Raw genomic sequence first — 18,384 nt, 5'->3', positions numbered from 1 at the left:
GGTCGCTGCGTACCGTGAGGTCGCCTTCGTACGCCACCACGATCGTGACGAAAGCCGAGTCTCGCCCAGGCAGTGCGGCGCGTGTCTCGCGCCTGTGGCAGGTGACTTGGTGGCCGCCGCCTACGCGGAGTCCGACCAAGGCCCCCTCTCCCGGGCGTGGTCAGTGTCGGCTCCGGTGATGTCTTCCCGGCCGTGGTCCGGCGCCGGGGGTTGCTGCGGTGCCTGACGGCCCTGTGCCGCCGCGAGTGGGGTCAGGTGCCGTTCGGCGCTGTCGAGCAGCCCGAGATCGGCCTTGGTGTGCGCGACGGCGGCGTCGACCAGCAGGGCGACCAGTGGTTCGCCGGCGTGCGCCCTGCGCTGCTGCGCGAGGCCCGCGAGTTCCGACAAGTACGTCTGCCGCTGGGTCTCGATCAGGGTGCCCAACGCCTCGCTGCCCAGAGCGACGGCTCCGAGGAGTTTCAGGAAGACCTCGTCGCGGAAGCCGCCGGTGCGGACCGAGGCGGTGGTCGCCCAGGCGCGTACTTCGACGTTCCCGGCGGGTGTCAGCGTGTACAGGTTCTTGTCGGGGCGGTCGGGCTGCGCGACTTGTGAGCGCGTGACATATCCGTCCCGGACGAGCCGTTCGAGAATCTGGTACAGGTGCCCGATGTTGAGGCCACCCCACTGTGGCCCGATGGTCTCCTCGAACTGGGCCTTGAGCTCGTAGCCGTGACTCGGTCGCTGCGTCAGGAGCGCGAGCACGGCGTGGTGTAGCGGCATATACGTCCCTCCTGCATTGTGACAATGTACCGTTGCATTGCGGCAATGTAGGGGAGTGGGGGCTGTTTCCATGGCTGTGAGCGTGGCGTTGCGAGGGGTGAGCCGGCGATATCCCGGCCTGATCGCCCTGGACGAGGTCGACTTGGAGGTCGCGCCCGGGGAGGCGGTGATGCTGACCGGTCCGTCCGGAGCCGGCAAGTCCACGGTCCTGCATGTGACCGGCGGGATGGACCGGCCCGACGACGGCAGCGTCGAGATCGACGGAAAGGAACTGCGCCCTCGGGACCTGGACGGCCACCGGCGGCGCATCGGGTTCGTCTTCCAGCGCTTTCACCTGCTGCCCGCACTGACCGTGCTGGACAACGTGCTGGCCCCCGTGCTCCCTCGCAAGGTCGACTTCGACCGGCGTGAGCGCGGCATGGAACTGCTGGAAGCGGTCGGCCTGGGCGGGCGGGCCGACGCGCTGCCTGCGGAACTGTCGGGCGGTCAGCAGCAACGCGTCGCCGTGGCACGCGCATTGATCAACCGGCCGGGGCTGCTCCTGGCCGACGAGCCCACGGGCAACCTCGACAGCGTCATCGGCCGGGAGATCATCGACCTGCTGATGTCCCTGCGGGAGCGCTACGGCATGACGATGCTCATCGCCACCCACGACCCGGAAGTCGCCGCGAACGGCGACCGGGTGGTGCGCCTGCAGGACGGCAGGATCACCTCGGACCAGCGGATCACCGCATCCGGCGACGTGCTCGACCGGCTGGGGGGTCTGTGCCCGTGATAGCAATGATCATCGGGCAGCTCCGGCGGCGGCGTGGGCGCGCGCTGGCGCTGGCCGCAGGGATCCTGGTGGCGGCGACCAGCTTCACTCTGCTGACCTCGACCGTGCACACGAGCCAGGCGAGCACCGTGGGCACGGTACGGAAGAACGCCCGGTCCGCGTACGACGTGCTGGTGCGCCCGCCGAACGCGCAGACGGACGTGGAGCGCCGAAGCGGCCTGGTCGCGCCCAATTTCCTGTCCGGCACCTTCGGCGGCATCACCATGGAGCAGTACCGGCGCATCCAGCGTATGAGCGGAGTCGACGTGGCCGCGCCGGTCGCCAACATCGGCTACCTGATGGTGCACAACACGGTCTCCGTCGACGTGTCCCGCTTCCTCGACGGCAAGGCCTCCCGGCAGATCCTGCGCATCGCCCCGACGCTCACCGCGGGCTTGAGCACCTATCGCGCCGCCGACCAGTACGTCTACCTCACCCGCAGCCCGCTCAGCTCGGGGAAGCACGACGTCTTCGAGTCCGACACCCTGGAGAAGGGCGCGATCGACAAGAGCACGCGGCAGTACGTGATGAACGGGAAGTACAACGTGTGCTTCTACTTCAACGGGGACAAGACGGAAAAGACCCGCTGGAACCTCGAACTGCCGATGATGGAGAGCATCATCGCCGAGGACCTCAGCGACAGGTCGGCGTTCGACCCCGACCTGCACTCGCGGATGAACTGCCAGTCGGGGCAGGGCAAGGCCACCATCGACATCCCGGTCGCCTACCCGGTGCTGCTCTCCGCCGTCGACCCGCGGGCCGAGGACCGGCTGGTGGGCCTGCGCCGCACCGTCACCTCGGGCCGGATGCTCACCGAACAGGACAGGCCGCAGGTGGTGCCGCCCTCGAAGAACCCGAACGGCCAGAGGGAGACGTTCGTACCGGTGGTGCTCAGCAGCCGCCCGCTGACCGCTGGGAAGATCACCGCCACCGTCGAGCGACTCGACACCGGGGACCCGGCCGAGCTGCCTTCACGACTGGGCAATCCGACCGCGGCCGGCTTCGTCAAGAACCTGCGCGGCACACCCGTGGGCCGTGTCGCCGTCGACCTGAGCCGGGGCTACGAGAAGGCGGTGCCCACCTACGGGGTCGACGCCACCGACTACTGGACCGTCGGCCCCGTGACCTACCGTCGCACATCCGGCGGCGACCTCACCGTACAGCCGCGGCCGCCGCAGAAACCCGGCCTGTGGGTGACCAACCTGAACCAGCAACCGGTGGCGGACGTCCCCGAGGAGAACACGGGCCCGCAGTACCGGAAGGTGACCAGCCACCCCTCCACCTTCTGCAACGGCTTGGGAGTGTGCGAGAAACTCGACTACGGCCGCCTGCCGAACCCGCTGTTCCACGTCGTCGGCCGCTTCGACACCGGCAAACTGCCCGGCTTCTCGCCCCTGACCGAGGCCCCGCTGGAGACGTACCAGTCCCCTCAGGTCACCGGCGCCGACAAGGCGACCCGCACGACGCTGAACGACACGTCACTGCGGCCCGACCGCAACCTGGGCGGCTACCTGACCCCACCTCCCACGATGCTGACGACGATGGACTCCGTCACCGCGCTGACCAAGAGCCGCCGGACCCCGAACCTCCAGGACACGGCACCCGTCAGCGCGATCAGGCTCCGGGTGGCCGGAGTGACCGGCGTCGACGCCGCCTCCCGCGCACGCGTCAACGCCGTGGCCGGCAAGATCCGTACCGCCTACCCCGAGCTCCAGGTCGACGTGACGGTGGGCAGCTCGCCCACCCCCCAGACCGTCGCGCTGAGCACCACGGCGCATGTGACGGAGCGCTGGGTGAGCAAAGGCGTGGCACTGCGGATCCTCAAGGCGGTCGACACCAAGAGCGCCATCCTGTTCACACTGGTCCTGGTCGTCTGCGCGCTGTTCCTCGGCCAGGCGGCGCTGGCCTCGGTACGCTCCCGCCGCACCGAGATCGGCACGCTGCGCTGCGTGGGCTGGAGCGGCGCGGAAGTACTCCGCCTGGTCCTGGGCGAACTGGCCGCGATCGGGCTCGCGGCGGGGGCCGCGGGGGCGCTGCTGGCGTACGTGCTCGGCAGACTGCTGGGCCAGCCCGACGCCGGCGCCAGATCCCTCCTGGTCCTCCCGGTGGCGCTGCTGCTGGCCACGGCCGCAGGCCTGATCCCGGCCTGGCGCGCCACCCGGCTGGGCCCCATGCAGGCCGTCCGGCCTCCGGTGACGGCGGTCCGCCGGGCCCGCCCGGTGCACTCGGTGGCCGGCCTGGCCCTGCTCAACCTCCTGCGGATGCGAGGCCGTACCCTGCTCGGCGCGGCGGGCCTGGCGCTCGGAGTGGCCGCCTTCACGGTGCTCCTCGCCCTGACCCTCGCCTTCCAGGGCGAAGTGGCAGGGTCGCTGCTCGGCAACGCCGTCGTGGCACAGGCCCGGACCGCCGACTACCTCAGCGTCGCCTTGTCACTGGTGCTCGGCTCCGCGGGAGCCGTCGACGTACTGGTCCTCTCGCAACGCGAACGCGCGGCCGATCTGGCCGTACTGCGGGCAACCGGCTGGACCAACCGCGAACTCGCCCTGCTGACCCTCTGCGAGGGCATCGGACTGGCTCTGCTGGGCGGCCTGTCCGGCGCCGCGCTGGGCCTGGCGGCAGTGGTGGTGCTCGGGCAGGGCGTACTGCAGGGACACCTCCTCGCGATCACCGGCGCCGCACTCCTGGCCACGCTGGCCGCCACCGCACTGGTCAGTGCCGCCCTGACGGTGCCCATCCGGAAACTCTCCCAGATCGCTCCGGCCCATCTGCTGGCCGCCGACTGAACCTCGTGGCTGCTCCTGCCCGCTTCCGCCAAGGTCGCCTGCTGGAGCAGCACCACCGGTCGGTCCGATCGGTTCTGGTTCACAATGCCCGTACGCCGACCTGTTCCCAGGCCTTGTAGACCGCTTGAGGTTCTTCGCCGTGGCCGTATCGTTCGCGTGCGGCACGCATCGTCAAGGTGGCGAAGTCGGAGAACAACGCCAGCTCCGTGAGTTCGCCACCCGTGAGGACGTCGTACCAGATCTGTCCGGCCCTTTTCAGGCGTGACAGGCCGAACCAATTCCGCGGGTCCTCCACCCGCGCGCTCGAGTGCGGCATCCCTCTGACCTGCGCAGACCGAAGGCGCGCGAAACTCACCGACGCCCTGAGCGCAGCCTCGCACAGGGCCCCGGTGTCCACTCCCGCGCAGTTGCGTTGGCGCCGCGCGGCCCGGAATTCGAGACTGGTCGAACCGAGTGACGGAGGTGGCCATGAGGGTCGACGCGCACGTGTACGTCTGGACCGAGGACTATCTCGACCTGCTCGACGGCACGGCAAGACCGACACCGCGGCACAGCGCGGCTTCGGTGCCGGGCTGGGCGAGGACGAGATCCAGGCCCGTACGGAACTCATGGACTCGGCCGGGGTGACGCATCAGGTGATCTCCGCCGCTCCGCAGTCGCCCCACTTCGCCGACTCCGAACAGGCGCTGCACGCCGCGCGGTTCATCAACGACGAGTACGCCGACGTCGTACGCCGGTGGCCGGACCGGTTCCTTGCCTTCGCGTCCCTGCCCCTGCCCACACCGGCCTGGCTCTGCAGGAACTCGACCGCGCGCTGGACGAGTTGGGCATGGCCGGGGTCTGCACCACCACGTCTGTACTGCACCGTTCCGTCGCCGACCCGGCCTTCGAGCCGATCTTCGCCGAACTCGACCGCCGCGGCGCCGTCCTGTACATCCACGCCGCGGGCTGCGGCGCCGGAACACCGTTGATCTCCGAGCACCGGCTCACCTGGTCGATCGGGGCGCCGATCGAGGACACGGTGGCGATCATGCACTTGATCCTCGCCGGTGTCCCGAGCCGCTACCCGCGCCTGCGGATCCTCGCCTCACACCTCGGCGGCACCCTGCCGATGCTGCTCCAGCGCGCGGACAACCAGTACGCCTGGGAAGCACCCGACACCCCCGAGAAACCGTCCGCCGCCGCGCGCCGCCTCTGGTACGACAGCGTCGGACACGGGCACACCCCGGCCCTGCGCACCGCCGTGGAGTCCTTCGGGACGGACCGGATCGTCCTCGGGACGGACTTCCCCTACGAAGCGGGGGATCTCTTCCGCACCGCCGTCAGCTACGTCGAACACGCCGGACTCCCACCCGAACAGGCCCGCGCGATCCTCGACACCAACGCCGTCGCCCTCCTCGGCATCAGCGCCGACCACCCGTAGCAGCACGCCCGCGCCCCGCGGGCCCCGGGAGGCCCCGCCGCCCCCAGCGAGGCAGGCTGGATCCATGTCGTGTCTCGACCGAGAGCGAAGGAGGCGACGACCGATCATGTCCTACCCGGAGCCCCGCTACCTCGGAGAACAGGGCGAGATCACCGCTCTGTTCCGCCCCGCGGACACCTCGCCCGACATCACCGCACCCACGGGCAACCGCACCCATTACCTCGCCACCCACACATCCACGGGCGGCGAGTTCGGCCTGTACCGGGTCGATCTGGGCCCGGCCTCCCCTGGCCCCAGCACCCACTTCCACCGGTCGATCTCGGAGTCGTTCTTCATCCTCTCCGGGGCGGTGAACCTCTTCAACGGCGACCAATGGATCACCGCCCGTCCCGGCGACTTCCTCTACGTGCCGCCCGGCGGCCTGCACGCCTTCCACAACGAGGCCGACGAGCCGGCGTCGATGCTTCTGCTCTTCACGCCCGGCGCACCCCGCGAGGAGTACTTCGAGAAGATCGGCGAGGTGGCGCTGCGCGGCGGCGAGGAGCTGCGGGAGTTCCTGCTGCGCCACGACAGCTTCTTCGTCGACGCGCCTTAGGGACTGTCTCTTGGATCCGTCCGTGAGATCGTCGTGCTCATGGTCGAGTCCTGGGTGATCGATGACAGAAGCGCCGTCCCTGTGTCGTCCGAGGGGGTGCTGGAGACGCTTCGGGCCAGGATTGCCAGAGGGCTGCTCGAGACGTGGCTGACGAGTTCGTCCGGACGATCGCTGACCTTCCTGACGAACACCGAGCGGGCGATGGTGATGCTGCTCGACGGGGAGGGCGATCCCGGCGCGCATGCCGTGGATCCAGGGGCCGAAGGATCGAGCGAGGGATTCGTTTTGTCCAACGGACAGAACGACGAGTACCCGGACCTCGACACCGTGCCCGTAGGCGAAGCGTTCAGGCTCGTGGAGCACATTGTCAGCGCGGGGTCGTGGCCGGAGAACGCGCATTGGGTCATCGATCGCTGAGGCAGCGGCCCATGGCCGGGCCCAGATGAGGGTGGCGGCGAGGTGGAGTGCGGCCTGGTAGGCGCTGGCGATCTTGTCCGTTCGCATGGCCAGGCCGCCACTGCTTGAGTCGGTTGGTGCAGCGCTCGACCGTGTTCCGCTGCTTGTATGCCTCGGCATCGAAAGCAGGCGGACGGCCTCCGCCGCGGCCTCGCCGCAAACGGTGGCCGACCTGGTCGGAGGGCTGGGGGATGACAGCGCGGATTCCACGTCGGCGAAGGTGGCTCCGGATCGCGCGGGTTGAGTACGCGCCGTCCGCCAGCACGGCATCCGGTCGGGTCCTCGGTCTTCCGGCCCCGCTTCGCGGAACGCGGATCCTGGCCATGACGGCTTCGAAGGCTGGTGCATCACCTGCCTGGCCTGCGGTGATGCACAGGGCCAGCGGCCGGCCAGGTGGACCTTCGTGCTCAGTCCGCCTCGGGAGCGTCCGAGTCCGTGATCGTCGGGCTCGGTCTGGCCTGGCGCCCCCTTTTCTTGCTCCGGCGGCATGCTGGTGAGCCCGGCAAACGGTGGAGTCCACCGATACGGTCTAGTGCCGCATCAAGCAACGTTTGCCCTGCTGCGTTGGGCCGGCACTGCCATACTCGCGGTCATGGGGAGAGCTTTGGGTCGGACCCGACCGTGGGGGCCGGGCGATCTGACCGGCGGGCCGGTCGATCAGGTTTTCGCACAGATACGTCATGATGTGCCCGGGTTGATCATCCAACGTCTGGCGGTCACCCACGCCGGTGACGACGACAACGTGTACTTCCTGGGTGACAAGACAGTCCCGGATCGCGTCCAGCTCGATACCGGTCCGGGCGGTCAGCCGCCCTTCCTGGTCGAGGCCGACGATCGGCTGGTGGCCTCGGAAAACGCGGGGGCAGTCGCGGCTGTTTGCTCGTGGCTCGGTTCAGGCAATGTTGGCTCGGGTGACGATTTCGCTTAGCCGCTTGTCCTGGGCGTGCTTGTTCCGCCAGATGATGTAGCGGCGGATCATGCTGCCTTGCTCCTTGTGGCTGGGGTGATCGGTGCCGTCGAGGGTGAAGTAGCGCAGGGCGGTGAACTGGGCTTCGATGCGGTTGAGCCAGGAGGCGTTCGTCGGGGTGTAGGCGATCTCAACATTGTTTGCTTCTGCCCACGTCGCGACCCGCTGGCAGCGTTTCGTTGTCCGGTGTGGAGAGTAGAAGCCCCTATGTTTCGTCAAGCCGCAGAAGGGACCTGGCTGGTCGCCCGGGGCTGGATGTGCCGGTAGAGCTCGCGGGCGACGTACCGCTTGAGGCATCGGATGATCTCGCGCTTGGACATGCCCTCGGCGGTGCGTCGCTGCAGGTAGGTCTGGGTACGTTCGTCCCAGCGTATGCGGGTCTGCACAATGCGGTAGAGGGCGGCGTTGGCCTGGCGGTGGCCACCGCGGTTCAGCCGCCGCCGTTGTGTCTTGCCCGAGGACTGCTCGACCGGGCTGACGCCGCACAACGCGGCGAAGGAGGCTTCGTCGGCGAGCCTGTCAGGGTTGTCACCTGCGGCGATGAGGAGGACCGCGGCGCTGTCGGGTCCGACACCGACGAGGTCCAGCATCCGGGGCCGGCAAGCGCGCACGGCCCTGGTGGTGCGCCGGGTGAGTTCCTTGACCTCGTCGGACAGGTGCTGAACCCTGCGGGCGAGCAGACGCATCGTGAACACGCCCTCGCCTCGGCCATCGGGATCAAGGACCGCGCAGGTGGCAACCAGGGCCGGGTTGCTCAGGCCGGTGAGCAGTTCGCGCAGGTCCGGGTCGATGGAGATGAGGACGGCCTTGAGCTGGTTGAGCGCCTGGGTACGGGCCTTGACCGCCGATTCCTTGGCCAGCCGCAGGACCCGCATGTCCGCTGAGGGACCGTCCGCGGTCTTCGGCACGGTGGTGGCGCGTCCGGACAGTACCGAGCGGGCAGCCGCGTCCGCGTCGATGGCATCGGTCTTGCCGCGCTTGCGCCGGGTGGCGCGGTCGGGCTGATTGACCTCGATGACGTCAAGGCCTTCCCGACGAAGCATCTTGGCCAGCGCGGCTCCGAAGGACCCGGTGCACTCGACACCGGCCCGACGCAGGACGCCGAACGACCGTGCCCAGGCGAGTAGCTGTCGATAGCCGACGGCGCTGGCCGGGAACTCCTGGTGAGCGAGCGAGGCACCCAAGACCGTGATGACAGCGGCCACGTGGACATCTTTGTGAGTGTCCACCCCCAGGATCACGTCCTCGGCCTGCTCGGTCCGGCCCGGGTCCCTCTGCGCTGACAGCGTCGCGTGGGGCATGCTGGTGACGGTCACGAGGCTCCTTGGACTGGGTCTGGTGGCTGACACCGGTCCGGTGGACGGTCAGAACTGTGACGGTGCTTTGTGCAGCAAAGCCCCTATCGAGACACGTTCACCGGACCGGCGGCAGTACGCACCGCAGGAGGCCAGGGCCGACAGTTCTACTCCAAGGCAACTGCGGCCAGTTGTCGCACGGGTCAGGCTCCGGCCCCCTGCGGCACACCATGATCCTCACAGTTGTCGCAGACGATGGCGATCCGCACCGTGACAGGGTGCAAGGAGCGCAAGTAGCGGCAGAACTCTAGGAACTTCGACCGGTTCTGGGTCCGGTCGTCAGGTCGAGGGTGGTCACGGGATGGCGGGTCCACACAGGTGAGCCGTCGATCCACGGCACGAGCACGGTGACGGAAGAGAGCAGGCCGTGAACGTCCGCGACGCCTGTCGGAGGGAGGCGTCGTGCGTGCCGCTTATTCGCGAGCCGAAGAAGCATCGGCGCAGCCTCGTCCGGATCGTCGTCGGCTTGGTACAGCAGCAAGTAGGCCTCACCCGCGTCCGGTTCGCGCAGCAGCAGCCATCGCATCGGGCGTACCTGCTCGCTGGTGGCCAGGCGGGCGAGACCGCGGGCGAGCCGTGCTTCGAACACGAGGGCCACCAGGCCGACGGCCGAGGCCACGAGGAAGAACCACCCGCGGCCGGTCCCGCCGAGGATGTGCAGCACGCCGCCGAACCCGACAAGCGCCATGACGACGGTCCAGACGGCTATGGAGGGAAGGGCGAAAGCGGTGAGCAGGTCGCGGTTGCGCCACCAGACCAACCGCCCCCGGCTGTCGGTCACGGGCGCGGGCGGCTGCGGCTGTACAGGCGTCTCTCTGGAGCGTACGGCCGCTTCGAGGAGCGACTCACGCGTGAGCTCCGCGGCAGCCAGGGGTTCCTCACGGGAACGGCGGACGGCGGTCCTGCGGCGACGCTCCCTCCTCGACTCGGGATCCAGCCGACGCAGCACACCGACCCATGCCGTGACACCCATCAGCAGACCGCCAAAGAAGATCATGAGCCAGGCGAAGTCTCCGGCCTCCGTGCCGTCGTCAAAACCTTCGAAGTAACCCACCGCCGCGCCCGGGGCCGCAAGGAGGAGGCCCAGGACACCGACGCGCAGCAACCACTTCTCGGGCGCGGTGCCCGGGCCCACAGGGGTCACGTCCCAGCGGTCGGCCATGCCTCTCCTCAACTCGTGTCCTGAAGATCAGACATACGAGTGCGCCGAACGGTTGCACCGTCTGACCGGGGCTTTGGAAGACGTGGGTCAGGCGGGTGTCGTCCGCCTGGAGGCGCTGGTCGAGGGTGGAGACCCAGGAGCGAGGAACCAGCCGTCCCGACGGTACGGGGACATGCGCGTGTGCTGCGGGAGAGCGGGAGGACACCGGACCGACCGATCACATGGCTGGTGCATGAGGTGGACCTGGTCGAGCTCGGCCGACCGTTCTCGGCCTCGTCCCGAGCTTGCCTGACGTGAGAAAGGCCGGGGTCGATGTGAGACTGGGCATGGAAGGGGTGATCCCCGTGTCGGATCCGCCGCACGCGTTCTCCGGTCCCGACACCGCCATCGACGAGAATCGGCTGGAAGAGCTGATCGTCGAGGCGCAGACGGCCCTGCCGGTCGAACTGCCCGCCCTGGCGAACCGGTGCGCCTCGTCCCTCGGCCTGGACACCGCGCTGATCTACCTCGTCGACCTGCAGCAACGGCTGCTCATCCCACTCGACGAGGCTTTGGATCCGCTGCCGGTGGACCTCTCGTCGGCGGGCTGGGCGTACCGTACGGTCTCCCCGCGGGTGGCCGAGGCCGACGACGGCTTGATCCTCTGGATGCCCCTGGTCGACGGTGCGGAGCGGCTGGGCGTGCTGGCGGTGCGAACCGCCTCGCTCGACGGGATACGGATGCGTCGCATCCGGATGCTGGCCCATCTGCTCGCCATGCTGATCACCTCCAAACGCGCCTACAGCGATTGGCTCGCCGCCCGTACCCGCACCGCGACCATGCAGTTGCCCGCCGAGATGCTGCGGGCCTTCCTGCCGCCCCGCACCATCGGCAGCGCCAGGTGCGTCTCGACGGCGGCCATGGAACCGGCGTACGACGTCGCCGGCGACGCCTTCGACCACTCGGTGGTCAAGAACGTCCTGCACACCATGATCCTCGACGCCATGGGGCACGATCTGACCGCCGGCCTGACCACGTCGGTCGCCATGGCGGCGGCGCGCAACGCCCGCCGCGGCGGTGGCCACCTGGCCGACGTCGTCGGCTCCGTCGACCAGGCGCTCGCCCAGTGGCTGCCCGACCAGTTCTGCACCGGCGTGCTGTGTCGGCTCGATGCCGAGACCGGAGTGCTGCGCTGGGTCAATTGCGGTCACCCGCCACCGCTGTTGATCCGTGCCGAGCGGGTGCTCGCCGGGGCGCTGGACAGCCCCGCACAGCCGCCGATCGGCCTGGCCGGCCCATTCGCCCCAGCAGGCCGGCAGGTCCACGAGACGACCCTGGAACCGGGCGATTGCGTCCTGCTCTACACCGACGGTGTCGTGGAGGCTCGCGACGCGGACGGTGCGGAGTTCGGCCTGGAGCGTTTCACCGACTTCATCATCCGCTCCCACGCGGCCGGAGAGCGCCCGGCCGAGGTGCTGCGACTGCTCATTCACGCCATCCTCGATCACCAGCGCAACCAGCTGCGGGACGACCTGACCATCCTGCTCTTCGAATGGCGCCCGCAGACCCGATGACCCGTGGCCTTGCGCGGACATGCCCTCAGGCGAGCGGCGCGGGCGGGTGTGTTCCTACGTCACCGACTCGCTGTGCTGCGTGGACGTCCGTCGGTCGAGCCTGGCTCTTTGCCCGCGAGGTCTGTGCTTCTCGCCGAGCGCACCTGAATCCTGAACGACCGTCAGGCAGTCCTTTGCGGGTGGCCCGGAGGGCGCCGGGTAGCGGAGCGGCCTCACGGATGACCGGATCGAGTGCGAGACGAGACGGCGGAGCACTCGGCCCGGCGCTGGATGGACCACCTCGGCATTGGGGAGAAGAGCGGCTGCCCGTCAGCCGCTGTTGGACGGCACGGCGGAGGGCGGCTCGGCCTGACGGAGCTCGGCGAGGAGTTCGTTCTGTCCCGCCAACAGCTCCGTCAGGATGCGCCGGGCGGCTCTCAGCAGCTCGGCGACGTCACCGCCGGCGAGCGCGTAGCTGACCGTGCTTCCGTCACGGATCGAAACGACGATGCCCGACCTGCGCAGGACCGCCAGTTGCTGGGAGAGGCTGGACGGCTCGATGTCGATGTCGGCGAGCAGGTCTCTGACGGAGACGGGACCGTGTTGCAGCAGCTCCAGCACTCTGATGCGCACCGGATGCCCCAGCATCCGGAAGAACTCGGCCTTGGCCTGATAGAGGGGAACTTGCAAGACATACGCTCCCTGCGCGTCAGCGAGGACCCCGAGAGGGGCTGCCGGGGAGGGGCGGGAGACTCGCGTGTCCCGCCCCGCACAACCGATCGTGCACCTGTACACCGCCCGGATCCGCGAAATGGCGGAATGCGGATATGGAGAGTTGCAGAACTCTTCACATCGCGGGCACGCGAAAAACTACGTCACACAGCGAGCTGTTGCTCCACGTTCTTGAGCTGATGCCTGGCCATGGCCAGATTGGACCTGGCCCTGTCCAGCACCAAGTACAGGAACAGGCCGTTGCCGTCCCGCCCGGTCACCAGCCGGATGAGGTGGTACTGGTGCCCAAGAGTGATGAGGATGTCCTCGATCTGCCCGCCGAGGCCCACCTGCTCCATGGCCCGCACCTCCGCTCGGATCACGTCGGTGTTTCCGGCCGCTGCCACCATCAGGTCGAGGTCGGCTCCTCCGCCCAGGGTTCCCAGCGCCATCCCGCTGCTGTAATCCACAACGGCGGCCCCCACCGATCCCTCGACGGCCGTCATCAGCTCTTTGAGCGAAACTTCCACACTGGCCACGGTCTGCTCCCCTCCATCGCTCGGCCGGGCGGATGCCCGCCCGCCGTCGCAGACACGGTAGGAGCGCGCTGCCTTCTCACGTCCCAAGTGCCCACTAGTTGCCAGAACCTGACAGAAGTCCGCTGAATCCCTTGCCTCTCCGACCACTTCGACAGGCGACGAGGCAGCGCGACCATCGCCGAGGATGGCCGTCCCTGTGCGACTCGCGCCCGTGATGTCGTGCCGCAAGGACCCGGGGCGGGCAGGCCGCGGGTCGGCGCGCAGGGTCCCGGGGGACCGCGTGAGCCGCGCAGAAGACTCTCTTTCCTGCCCCTGACCAGCGATCGCTTCAACCTGAGACATGGACCTGCTGTTATGACGAGCAGCGGGTGGTGTAGAACAGACACGGGGTGTTGCTCGCTCGCGGGCAGCCTCTTTTCATAGACCAGCCGGGCATTCCGGCTATATCGAAGGACAGCAGCATGGCCAGCGGTACCGTGAAGTGGTTCAACGCCGAGAAGGGCTTCGGATTCATCGAGCAGGACGGCGGCGGCCCGGACGTCTTCGCCCACTACTCCAACATCGCCGGGAACGGTTTCCGCGAGCTCGTCGAGGGTGAGAAGGTCACCTTCGACGTCGCCCAGGGCCAGAAGGGCCCCCAGGCCGAGAACATCGTCCGCGGCTGACAAGACGTAGCCAAAGGCAGACAACGGGGCTCGGCGCATCGCCGGGCCCCGTTGTGCTGCGGGGTGAGTGAGCAAGCGGTGAGCCAGCAAGGGGTGAGCCACCCTGTTGCCACGTACGATGCGGATCGACTTCCGGCCCTGCACCAAGGCCGCTGACGTCCCCGAACTACCCGGCCGCTGATGTCCGGGCGTCATCGGGGCCGGCTGGATCGGCAGACCGCACGCCGAACCACTGCTCGGCGCCGTACTCCTCGAACCGCTCCACCTCGGTGAAACCCAGCTTCGCCGCGAGGCGCATCGCGCGGTCGTTGGCGGTCTGGGTGCAGAGCACCACCGGCTCACCGGGAAATGCGCCGCCGAACCAGTCGAGTGCCGCCGCGCACGCCTCAGCGGCGTACCCGTATCCCCACGCCTGCGGCAGGAACATGTAGCCGAGCTCGGCCTCCCCACCATCCGGTCGGACGTGGCCCGGCCGCTCCGCGTCGCGTCGGTCGAGCGTGATCATGCCGGTCATCGCCCCGTCGAGATCGACCACGAAAAGGCCGGGGCGCCGTCCAGGCATCTCGGGCACCGCGCGCTCGAGCTCGTCACGCGATCGAGCGCCTCCGATGTAGGTGCCCACCTCCGGCGAGGCGAACAGCTCGATGAACGCTGTACGGTCCCGGGCCTCGGACTCGCGGAGCACGAGCCGCCCGGTCCTGATCGGGACAGGTGGCCAGGTGCTGGGTCCGAGCTCAGTCATGGCCGCAACGTATCGCACGCCCGTCGGCGGGCGGCGGCCCGGGACGACTGATGGAGGCAGCGGCACCGACCCGTCGGCCCGCTCGGTGTGCCGGCTGATGTCAGAGCCGGAACGCTGTGGTCACCTGCTCGGCGAGATCATCTTCCGACATCGTGATGTCGACCTGAACAGTGCGGAGTTGAAGGCGCTCGGTTTCGTCCCGGAGGCGTTGTGCGAACATGCGATCGCGTTCGGCGATGTTGCGGCCGGCCCGCGCGGGATCGCTGGTCCTCCGCAGGAACCCGTCTCCCGGTGCCGACCGACTCAGGATGGCGGCCTGGCGGAAATCGGGGGTGGGGAGGAGCCAGACGGCGTGCTCAGGGGCAGCAAGCAGAGGCTTCACGAGGTGCGGGAGCAGCCGGAATCCCTCGACGATGACGCACGGCTCCCGCGGCAGAAGAAGGAGATCTTCGATGATCAGACCGAAACCCTCCCCCCGGAACCAGTGGAACGTCTCGAGCATGACCTCCGGAGAGCGGTTCACCCATCGCTCGTCCATGCTCATGTCGATGAACCGGTGCAAGAAGGGGGCCTCCTCGGAGGTGGTCCGCCCCGCGTGATCGTGCATCACGTCATCGGTCGCGTAGAAGCGCCAACCGTAACGGTCGGCAAGCCGGCGGGCCGTCGTCGACTTGCCTGCACCGCTCCCGCCACCGATCCAGTAGACGTGCCGCAGCCGTGCCGCAAGCTCTGCGGCGCCAGTCACTTCTTCATACTGCCGGGGCTGCATTCCACTCCTGTCCACGAGGACGACGAAGGCGAATCCCATTGTGCTCTCCACCATGGTCGACGCACTCGAAGGGCCGCCACGGTGGAGCCGGCTCAGCCCGATCGGGCGCGGCTCGGCGGCCGGTGGTCCGAGGTGGCCGCTCGTCCGCTGTTTCCGGCGGGTCGGCCCGCTTACGGCGTTCTCGCGTACGACGGTTCAGGCTACGAGCAGGCGGAGGCCGAGCTCCGCCGCGTCGAGATCGACGAGGTCGCGGTTGCGCTCGGCCCACCGGCCTGAGGACAGGTCGTCCCGGAGCCTGTCCACCGCCCGCTGCTCCGCCTTGGGCCCGACCCTGGTCCATACCGAAACCGCGCGGCGCACATGTTCGTCCAGGTACGCCTCGGGTCGGCGCCAGTACGCCTCGAAGAAGCCGTCGGCGCAGTCCCACGGGATGAGCACCGGTTCGATGCGAGCCCCGATCGCGCGGGCCAGCTGGTCCACCGAGGGGCGGCCGGCGACGAGGTCGGCGACCTCTGGCAGGTAGTCGCGGGAGAGCCAGAACCGCTGACGCCATCCGATGTCACTCGAGTCGTGCGTGAACACCACGACGCGGCGGGCCACGCGCCGCATCTCGCGCAGCCCGGCGATCGGATCCTGCCAGTGATGAACGGTGCTGAAGGCCATCGCCGCGTCGAAGGACCGGTCCTCGAACGGGAGGCTCTCCGCGGCGGCGGCCACGCACGGCGCCGCCCCCGCGGGACGTTGCGCCCGCATGACCGCCGACGGCTCCACCGCGGTCACCTCGCGGTCCGGGGGTTCGTAGGAGCCGGTGCCCGCACCCACGTTCAGTACCGTCCGTGCGTCCCCGAGTGCGTCCCAGACCCTCGCGGCGATCCGCGGCTCGGTACGTCGCGTCGCAGGGTAGGCGGACCCGATGGCCTCGTACAACTGTGCCCCGAACACCTTCAGTTGCTCCTCCGGCGTCGTCCTGATCCCCATTGCCCGTGCCTCCAGTTCCCTGTCTATGGCCGTCACCATGGCGGCTGCGCGGTCGCGCTGCTCCAGCAGCAGACCGCGCAGCCGGTGCAGGCGCGCGACCGCGTCGGTGGCCGGGTCGTCGACCAGATCCGCGATCTCGCGCAATCCGAAGCCCAGCCGCCGGTAGGCGAGCACCTCCCGCAGTCGCTCCAAGTCGTCCGCCGAGTAGGCCCGGTATCCGGCCGCGGTCCGCGCTGATGGCCGCGCGAGTCCGATCTCGTCGTAGTGATGCAACGTGCGGACGCTCACGCCGGCCAGCTCGGCCACGCGTCCCACGGTCAGGTGTTCTTCCACGACACCGACCATGCGGCATCACGCCACGTGAGGGTCAAGCGCCGCGCCACTGGTACAACGTGTGGCTCCACCGTCGCGTCGTCCAGCAGCTCCAGGCTGTCGAGCGGTCACGGTGCAGGGCGAGATCGACCGGGCCTCGCACCAGGAGACCGTTGTGGAGCACGGGCGGCTGCGACAGCGCTGTGTGGGGCGGAGGTGCGGGGGTAACCGGGTCTGACTGATTCGGCGCTGACCGGCGCCGAGCCGAGGACGAGAGAGAGGTACAGCGTGTCCGCTTCCCTCGTGGAGACCGTCGACATCCAAGCCCCCGTGTCCGTTACGTGGGATCTGTGGAGCGACGTGACCAGGTGGCCGTCCTTCCTGAGTCACGTCCGCCTGGTGGAGCCCTTGGACGAACGCCGCTTCGCCTGGCAGCTGTCCGTGCCGGGAGCGGACAAGAACTTCGTCGCCGAACTGACCGAGGTGATCCCCGGGGAGAGGATCGCCTGGCACACCACCGAGGGCGTCCACCACGCGGGCGTCGTGACGTTCCACCGCCTGAGTGACTCCTCGAGCCGCGTGACCCTGCAGGTCGAGTACGACCCGAAGGGATTCGTCGAGCGCCTCGGAGCAGTCACCAATCTGGACTCGGTCCTCGCCAACTACGACCTCGGTGAATTCCAGAAGCTTGCCGAAACTGTGGCTTCCACCTGATGTCCGACATCGCCGGGTCCACAGCCCGCAGAGAGTGGGACAAGTTCCTCGCTCGGGGCCGGGAGATACGGTCACTGGCTTTCAGGGGTATCAGGACAGGTCCCGACGAAGACGACACGAGCACCGCCCGAGAGCCCGCTCGCAGAACTGCTCGACATCCGTGACGTCCGGCTCGTCGAGACCTCACCGACGATCAGATCGGAGCCTCGTCGACCAGCGAAGGCACGGAGCATCGGCGCAGAACCATGAGCGAGTCGTCCAGCGCCGCCACCATGGCGAAGGGAAACCGGTCGAGCTCGAGGCAGAGTGCGACGTCATCGGGATGGACCCCTTGACGCACACCCTCCGTCAGCTCGGCAGCGGCGCGCGAGTCGGCGGCGCGGCGAAGGTACTCAGCTGCAGGCGTGGCAGCTTCCGTGGCCCTCCGAGCGATGTACTGAGCACACGCCAGATCTTCATCGGCCTGCCCGTCCTCGCCGGTGACCACGAACGTGACACTGTCACCGCGGCGTGTCCGCAGGACACGAGCCGTCGCCTCCGCCACCACGAAGCCGGCGCACAGCACCAGCGACGCCTCCTTGACCGCGAGGGCGCCGACCGTTCCGGCCGTGGTCTTCTGCACAACGGTCCGCCCGCCGAGGTCGACGGACCTCAGCAGGCCAGGCGAGTTGACGGCGTCGAACCCGCGCGCGGGCGGACCGTCCTTGAGCGCCACCCAATCCGGGTGTCGAGCCTTGAGCGCCAGTGCTTCGTCCAGCGACTCGGCAAGAACGATCCTTTCCGCTCCCTGGGCAAACGCCCAGGCCGCCACGGTGAAGGCGCGCATGACGTCGACGACGACCGCCACGGACGGGGTTTCGACCAGCTCAGGGATACCAAGGAAACGAGCGTCCATCCGGTCATGATCGCGCATGCCCAACCCGAAGGACCCCCACGGTGATACGCATCACGTCGACGGCCCCGCCGTGCAACACCTGCCACAGAATCGGACAGCCGGCGCGGTCGACAGCCGCAGCGCCGGCCGGGGAGACGCATCCCCGGCCCGGAGGGACTGTGCGCCCCTGCCGGTCACGCTGTACGGCGGACGGCCGGACCGGGTGAGGTGTGG

The 18,384-nt window shown here is 68.8% G+C and carries 19 protein-coding genes and 3 pseudogenes; 9 read left to right on the top strand and 13 right to left on the bottom strand.

All coding sequences use genetic code 11. The annotated features are described in order from the left end of the window. Positions 1 to 120: 120 nt before the first annotated feature. Positions 121 to 759: a PadR family transcriptional regulator gene (locus ACZ4IF_RS16320; protein WP_467563367.1), complete on the bottom strand. Its 639-nt coding sequence runs from the start codon at positions 757 to 759 to the stop codon at positions 121 to 123. 70 nt (positions 760 to 829) lie between these two features. Here ACZ4IF_RS16320 and ACZ4IF_RS16315 point away from each other — a divergent pair, with 70 nt between their 5' ends. Together ACZ4IF_RS16315 and ACZ4IF_RS16310 are read left to right on the top strand one after the other, a co-directional pair. After that, a complete protein-coding gene (locus ACZ4IF_RS16315; RefSeq protein WP_467563365.1) occupies positions 830 to 1,534 on the top strand; it encodes an ABC transporter ATP-binding protein in 705 nt (234 codons plus the stop codon). A 5-nt stretch (positions 1,535 to 1,539) separates the two neighbouring features. Next, on the top strand, positions 1,540 to 4,356 hold the full coding sequence (locus tag ACZ4IF_RS16310; RefSeq protein WP_467563711.1) for an FtsX-like permease family protein: 2,817 nt from the start codon (positions 1,540 to 1,542) through the stop codon (positions 4,354 to 4,356). A gap of 79 nt (positions 4,357 to 4,435) precedes the next feature. Here the strand turns inward: ACZ4IF_RS16310 and ACZ4IF_RS16305 are convergent. Continuing rightward, positions 4,436 to 4,612 (bottom strand): annotated as a pseudogene (locus tag ACZ4IF_RS16305) (M4 family metallopeptidase); the annotation flags it as partial. A gap of 480 nt (positions 4,613 to 5,092) precedes the next feature. Between ACZ4IF_RS16305 and ACZ4IF_RS16300 the strand changes: the two are divergent. The 3 genes from ACZ4IF_RS16300 (at position 5,093) to ACZ4IF_RS16290 (ending at position 6,791) form a co-directional block, all read left to right on the top strand. Next, entirely contained in the window at positions 5,093 to 5,779 is a 687-nt protein-coding gene (locus ACZ4IF_RS16300; protein ID WP_467563363.1) for an amidohydrolase family protein, read from the top strand. Between the two features lie 106 nt (positions 5,780 to 5,885). Further along, positions 5,886 to 6,374 (top strand): cupin domain-containing protein, encoded by a 489-nt coding sequence (locus ACZ4IF_RS16295; protein ID WP_467563361.1) that lies wholly within the window; start codon positions 5,886 to 5,888, stop codon positions 6,372 to 6,374. Between the two features lie 39 nt (positions 6,375 to 6,413). Continuing rightward, entirely contained in the window at positions 6,414 to 6,791 is a 378-nt protein-coding gene (locus ACZ4IF_RS16290; RefSeq protein WP_467563359.1) for a hypothetical protein, read from the top strand. On the opposite strand, the gene ACZ4IF_RS16285 is transcribed toward ACZ4IF_RS16290, so the two are convergent. Continuing rightward, positions 6,778 to 7,350 carry a transposase gene (locus ACZ4IF_RS16285; RefSeq protein WP_467563357.1) on the bottom strand — a complete coding sequence of 191 codons (573 nt, stop codon included), beginning with the start codon at positions 7,348 to 7,350 and terminating at the stop codon, positions 6,778 to 6,780. The two genes, ACZ4IF_RS16290 and ACZ4IF_RS16285, sit on opposite strands and share 14 nt — an antisense overlap. A 72-nt stretch (positions 7,351 to 7,422) precedes the next feature. Here ACZ4IF_RS16285 and ACZ4IF_RS16280 point away from each other — a divergent pair, with 72 nt between their 5' ends. After that, positions 7,423 to 7,758: a hypothetical protein gene (locus ACZ4IF_RS16280; RefSeq protein WP_467563355.1), complete on the top strand. Its 336-nt coding sequence runs from the start codon at positions 7,423 to 7,425 to the stop codon at positions 7,756 to 7,758. Here the strand turns inward: ACZ4IF_RS16280 and ACZ4IF_RS16275 are convergent. The 4 genes and pseudogenes from ACZ4IF_RS16275 to ACZ4IF_RS16260 form a co-directional block, all read right to left on the bottom strand. After that, positions 7,723 to 7,995, bottom strand: a pseudogene (locus ACZ4IF_RS16275) (transposase); the annotation flags it as partial. The gene ACZ4IF_RS16280 and the pseudogene ACZ4IF_RS16275 overlap by 36 nt on opposite strands. A gap of 17 nt (positions 7,996 to 8,012) precedes the next feature. After that, positions 8,013 to 9,098: an IS110 family RNA-guided transposase gene (locus tag ACZ4IF_RS16270; RefSeq protein WP_467563709.1), complete on the bottom strand. Its 1,086-nt coding sequence runs from the start codon at positions 9,096 to 9,098 to the stop codon at positions 8,013 to 8,015. Positions 9,099 to 9,322: 224 nt separating this feature from the next. Next, positions 9,323 to 9,424, bottom strand: a pseudogene (locus ACZ4IF_RS16265) (transposase); the annotation flags it as partial. Then, positions 9,400 to 10,314, bottom strand: a complete 915-nt coding sequence (locus ACZ4IF_RS16260) for a hypothetical protein (protein WP_467563353.1) — start codon at positions 10,312 to 10,314, stop codon at positions 9,400 to 9,402. The gene ACZ4IF_RS16260 and the pseudogene ACZ4IF_RS16265, both read right to left, overlap by 25 nt. 326 nt (positions 10,315 to 10,640) lie before the next feature. Between ACZ4IF_RS16260 and ACZ4IF_RS16255 the strand changes: the two genes are divergently transcribed. Beyond that, positions 10,641 to 11,867 carry a PP2C family protein-serine/threonine phosphatase gene (locus ACZ4IF_RS16255; protein WP_467563707.1) on the top strand — a complete coding sequence of 409 codons (1,227 nt, stop codon included), beginning with the start codon at positions 10,641 to 10,643 and terminating at the stop codon, positions 11,865 to 11,867. Positions 11,868 to 12,176: 309 nt separating this feature from the next. Here the strand turns inward: ACZ4IF_RS16255 and ACZ4IF_RS16250 are convergent, their stop codons facing one another. Continuing rightward, a complete protein-coding gene (locus ACZ4IF_RS16250) occupies positions 12,177 to 12,536 on the bottom strand; it encodes an ArsR/SmtB family transcription factor (RefSeq protein WP_359496968.1) in 360 nt (119 codons plus the stop codon). A 185-nt stretch (positions 12,537 to 12,721) separates the two neighbouring features. Then, positions 12,722 to 13,096, bottom strand: a complete 375-nt coding sequence (locus ACZ4IF_RS16245; RefSeq protein ID WP_345651654.1) for a globin family protein — start codon at positions 13,094 to 13,096, stop codon at positions 12,722 to 12,724. 461 nt (positions 13,097 to 13,557) lie between these two features. Between ACZ4IF_RS16245 and ACZ4IF_RS16240 the strand changes: the two genes are divergently transcribed. Beyond that, on the top strand, positions 13,558 to 13,761 hold the full coding sequence (locus ACZ4IF_RS16240; RefSeq protein ID WP_028801133.1) for a cold-shock protein: 204 nt from the start codon (positions 13,558 to 13,560) through the stop codon (positions 13,759 to 13,761). Positions 13,762 to 13,927: 166 nt separating this feature from the next. Here ACZ4IF_RS16240 and ACZ4IF_RS16235 read toward each other — a convergent pair whose 3' ends face one another. From ACZ4IF_RS16235 to ACZ4IF_RS16225, 3 genes are all read right to left on the bottom strand, one after another. Beyond that, a complete protein-coding gene (locus ACZ4IF_RS16235; protein WP_467563350.1) occupies positions 13,928 to 14,503 on the bottom strand; it encodes a GNAT family N-acetyltransferase in 576 nt (191 codons plus the stop codon). A 100-nt stretch (positions 14,504 to 14,603) separates the two neighbouring features. Further along, positions 14,604 to 15,311, bottom strand: a complete 708-nt coding sequence (locus ACZ4IF_RS16230) for a shikimate kinase (protein WP_467563348.1) — start codon at positions 15,309 to 15,311, stop codon at positions 14,604 to 14,606. A 156-nt stretch (positions 15,312 to 15,467) separates the two neighbouring features. Beyond that, positions 15,468 to 16,556, bottom strand: coding sequence for a MerR family transcriptional regulator (locus tag ACZ4IF_RS16225; RefSeq protein ID WP_467563705.1), 1,089 nt, complete (start codon positions 16,554 to 16,556; stop codon positions 15,468 to 15,470). Positions 16,557 to 16,850: 294 nt separating this feature from the next. On the opposite strand from ACZ4IF_RS16225, the gene ACZ4IF_RS16220 reads away from it, so the two are divergent. Further along, positions 16,851 to 17,276, top strand: coding sequence for an SRPBCC family protein (locus tag ACZ4IF_RS16220; protein ID WP_467563346.1), 426 nt, complete (start codon positions 16,851 to 16,853; stop codon positions 17,274 to 17,276). A 193-nt stretch (positions 17,277 to 17,469) separates the two neighbouring features. Here the strand turns inward: ACZ4IF_RS16220 and ACZ4IF_RS16215 are convergent, their stop codons facing one another. After that, complete coding sequence (locus tag ACZ4IF_RS16215; RefSeq protein WP_467563344.1) at positions 17,470 to 18,171, bottom strand: 2-phosphosulfolactate phosphatase; 702 nt, start codon at positions 18,169 to 18,171, stop codon at positions 17,470 to 17,472. Positions 18,172 to 18,384: the final 213 nt, after the last annotated feature.

The organism is Streptomyces sp. NPDC025784 (assembly GCF_055558435.1).
The sequence above is the reverse complement of the archived record's forward strand: the minus strand, read 5'-3'. Positions and strand labels throughout refer to the sequence as shown.

What these genes read in the sequence shown, in the direction of transcription:
- ACZ4IF_RS16310 (WP_467563711.1), top strand. Translation starts at nt 1,540, where the DNA reads ATGATCATCGGGCAGCTCCGGCGGCGGCGTGGGCGCGCGCTGGCGCTG.
- ACZ4IF_RS16255 (WP_467563707.1), top strand. Translation starts at nt 10,641, where the DNA reads ATGGAAGGGGTGATCCCCGTGTCGGATCCGCCGCACGCGTTCTCCGGT.
- ACZ4IF_RS16295 (WP_467563361.1), top strand. Translation starts at nt 5,886, where the DNA reads ATGTCCTACCCGGAGCCCCGCTACCTCGGAGAACAGGGCGAGATCACC.
- ACZ4IF_RS16290 (WP_467563359.1), top strand. Translation starts at nt 6,414, where the DNA reads ATGGTCGAGTCCTGGGTGATCGATGACAGAAGCGCCGTCCCTGTGTCG.
- ACZ4IF_RS16260 (WP_467563353.1), bottom strand. Translation starts at nt 10,314, where the DNA reads ATGGCCGACCGCTGGGACGTGACCCCTGTGGGCCCGGGCACCGCGCCC.
- ACZ4IF_RS16240 (WP_028801133.1), top strand. Translation starts at nt 13,558, where the DNA reads ATGGCCAGCGGTACCGTGAAGTGGTTCAACGCCGAGAAGGGCTTCGGA.
- ACZ4IF_RS16215 (WP_467563344.1), bottom strand. Translation starts at nt 18,171, where the DNA reads ATGGACGCTCGTTTCCTTGGTATCCCTGAGCTGGTCGAAACCCCGTCC.
- ACZ4IF_RS16270 (WP_467563709.1), bottom strand. Translation starts at nt 9,098, where the DNA reads ATGCCCCACGCGACGCTGTCAGCGCAGAGGGACCCGGGCCGGACCGAG.
- ACZ4IF_RS16320 (WP_467563367.1), bottom strand. Translation starts at nt 759, where the DNA reads ATGCCGCTACACCACGCCGTGCTCGCGCTCCTGACGCAGCGACCGAGT.
- ACZ4IF_RS16230 (WP_467563348.1), bottom strand. Translation starts at nt 15,311, where the DNA reads ATGGGATTCGCCTTCGTCGTCCTCGTGGACAGGAGTGGAATGCAGCCC.
- ACZ4IF_RS16315 (WP_467563365.1), top strand. Translation starts at nt 830, where the DNA reads ATGGCTGTGAGCGTGGCGTTGCGAGGGGTGAGCCGGCGATATCCCGGC.
- ACZ4IF_RS16235 (WP_467563350.1), bottom strand. Translation starts at nt 14,503, where the DNA reads ATGACTGAGCTCGGACCCAGCACCTGGCCACCTGTCCCGATCAGGACC.
- ACZ4IF_RS16280 (WP_467563355.1), top strand. Translation starts at nt 7,423, where the DNA reads ATGGGGAGAGCTTTGGGTCGGACCCGACCGTGGGGGCCGGGCGATCTG.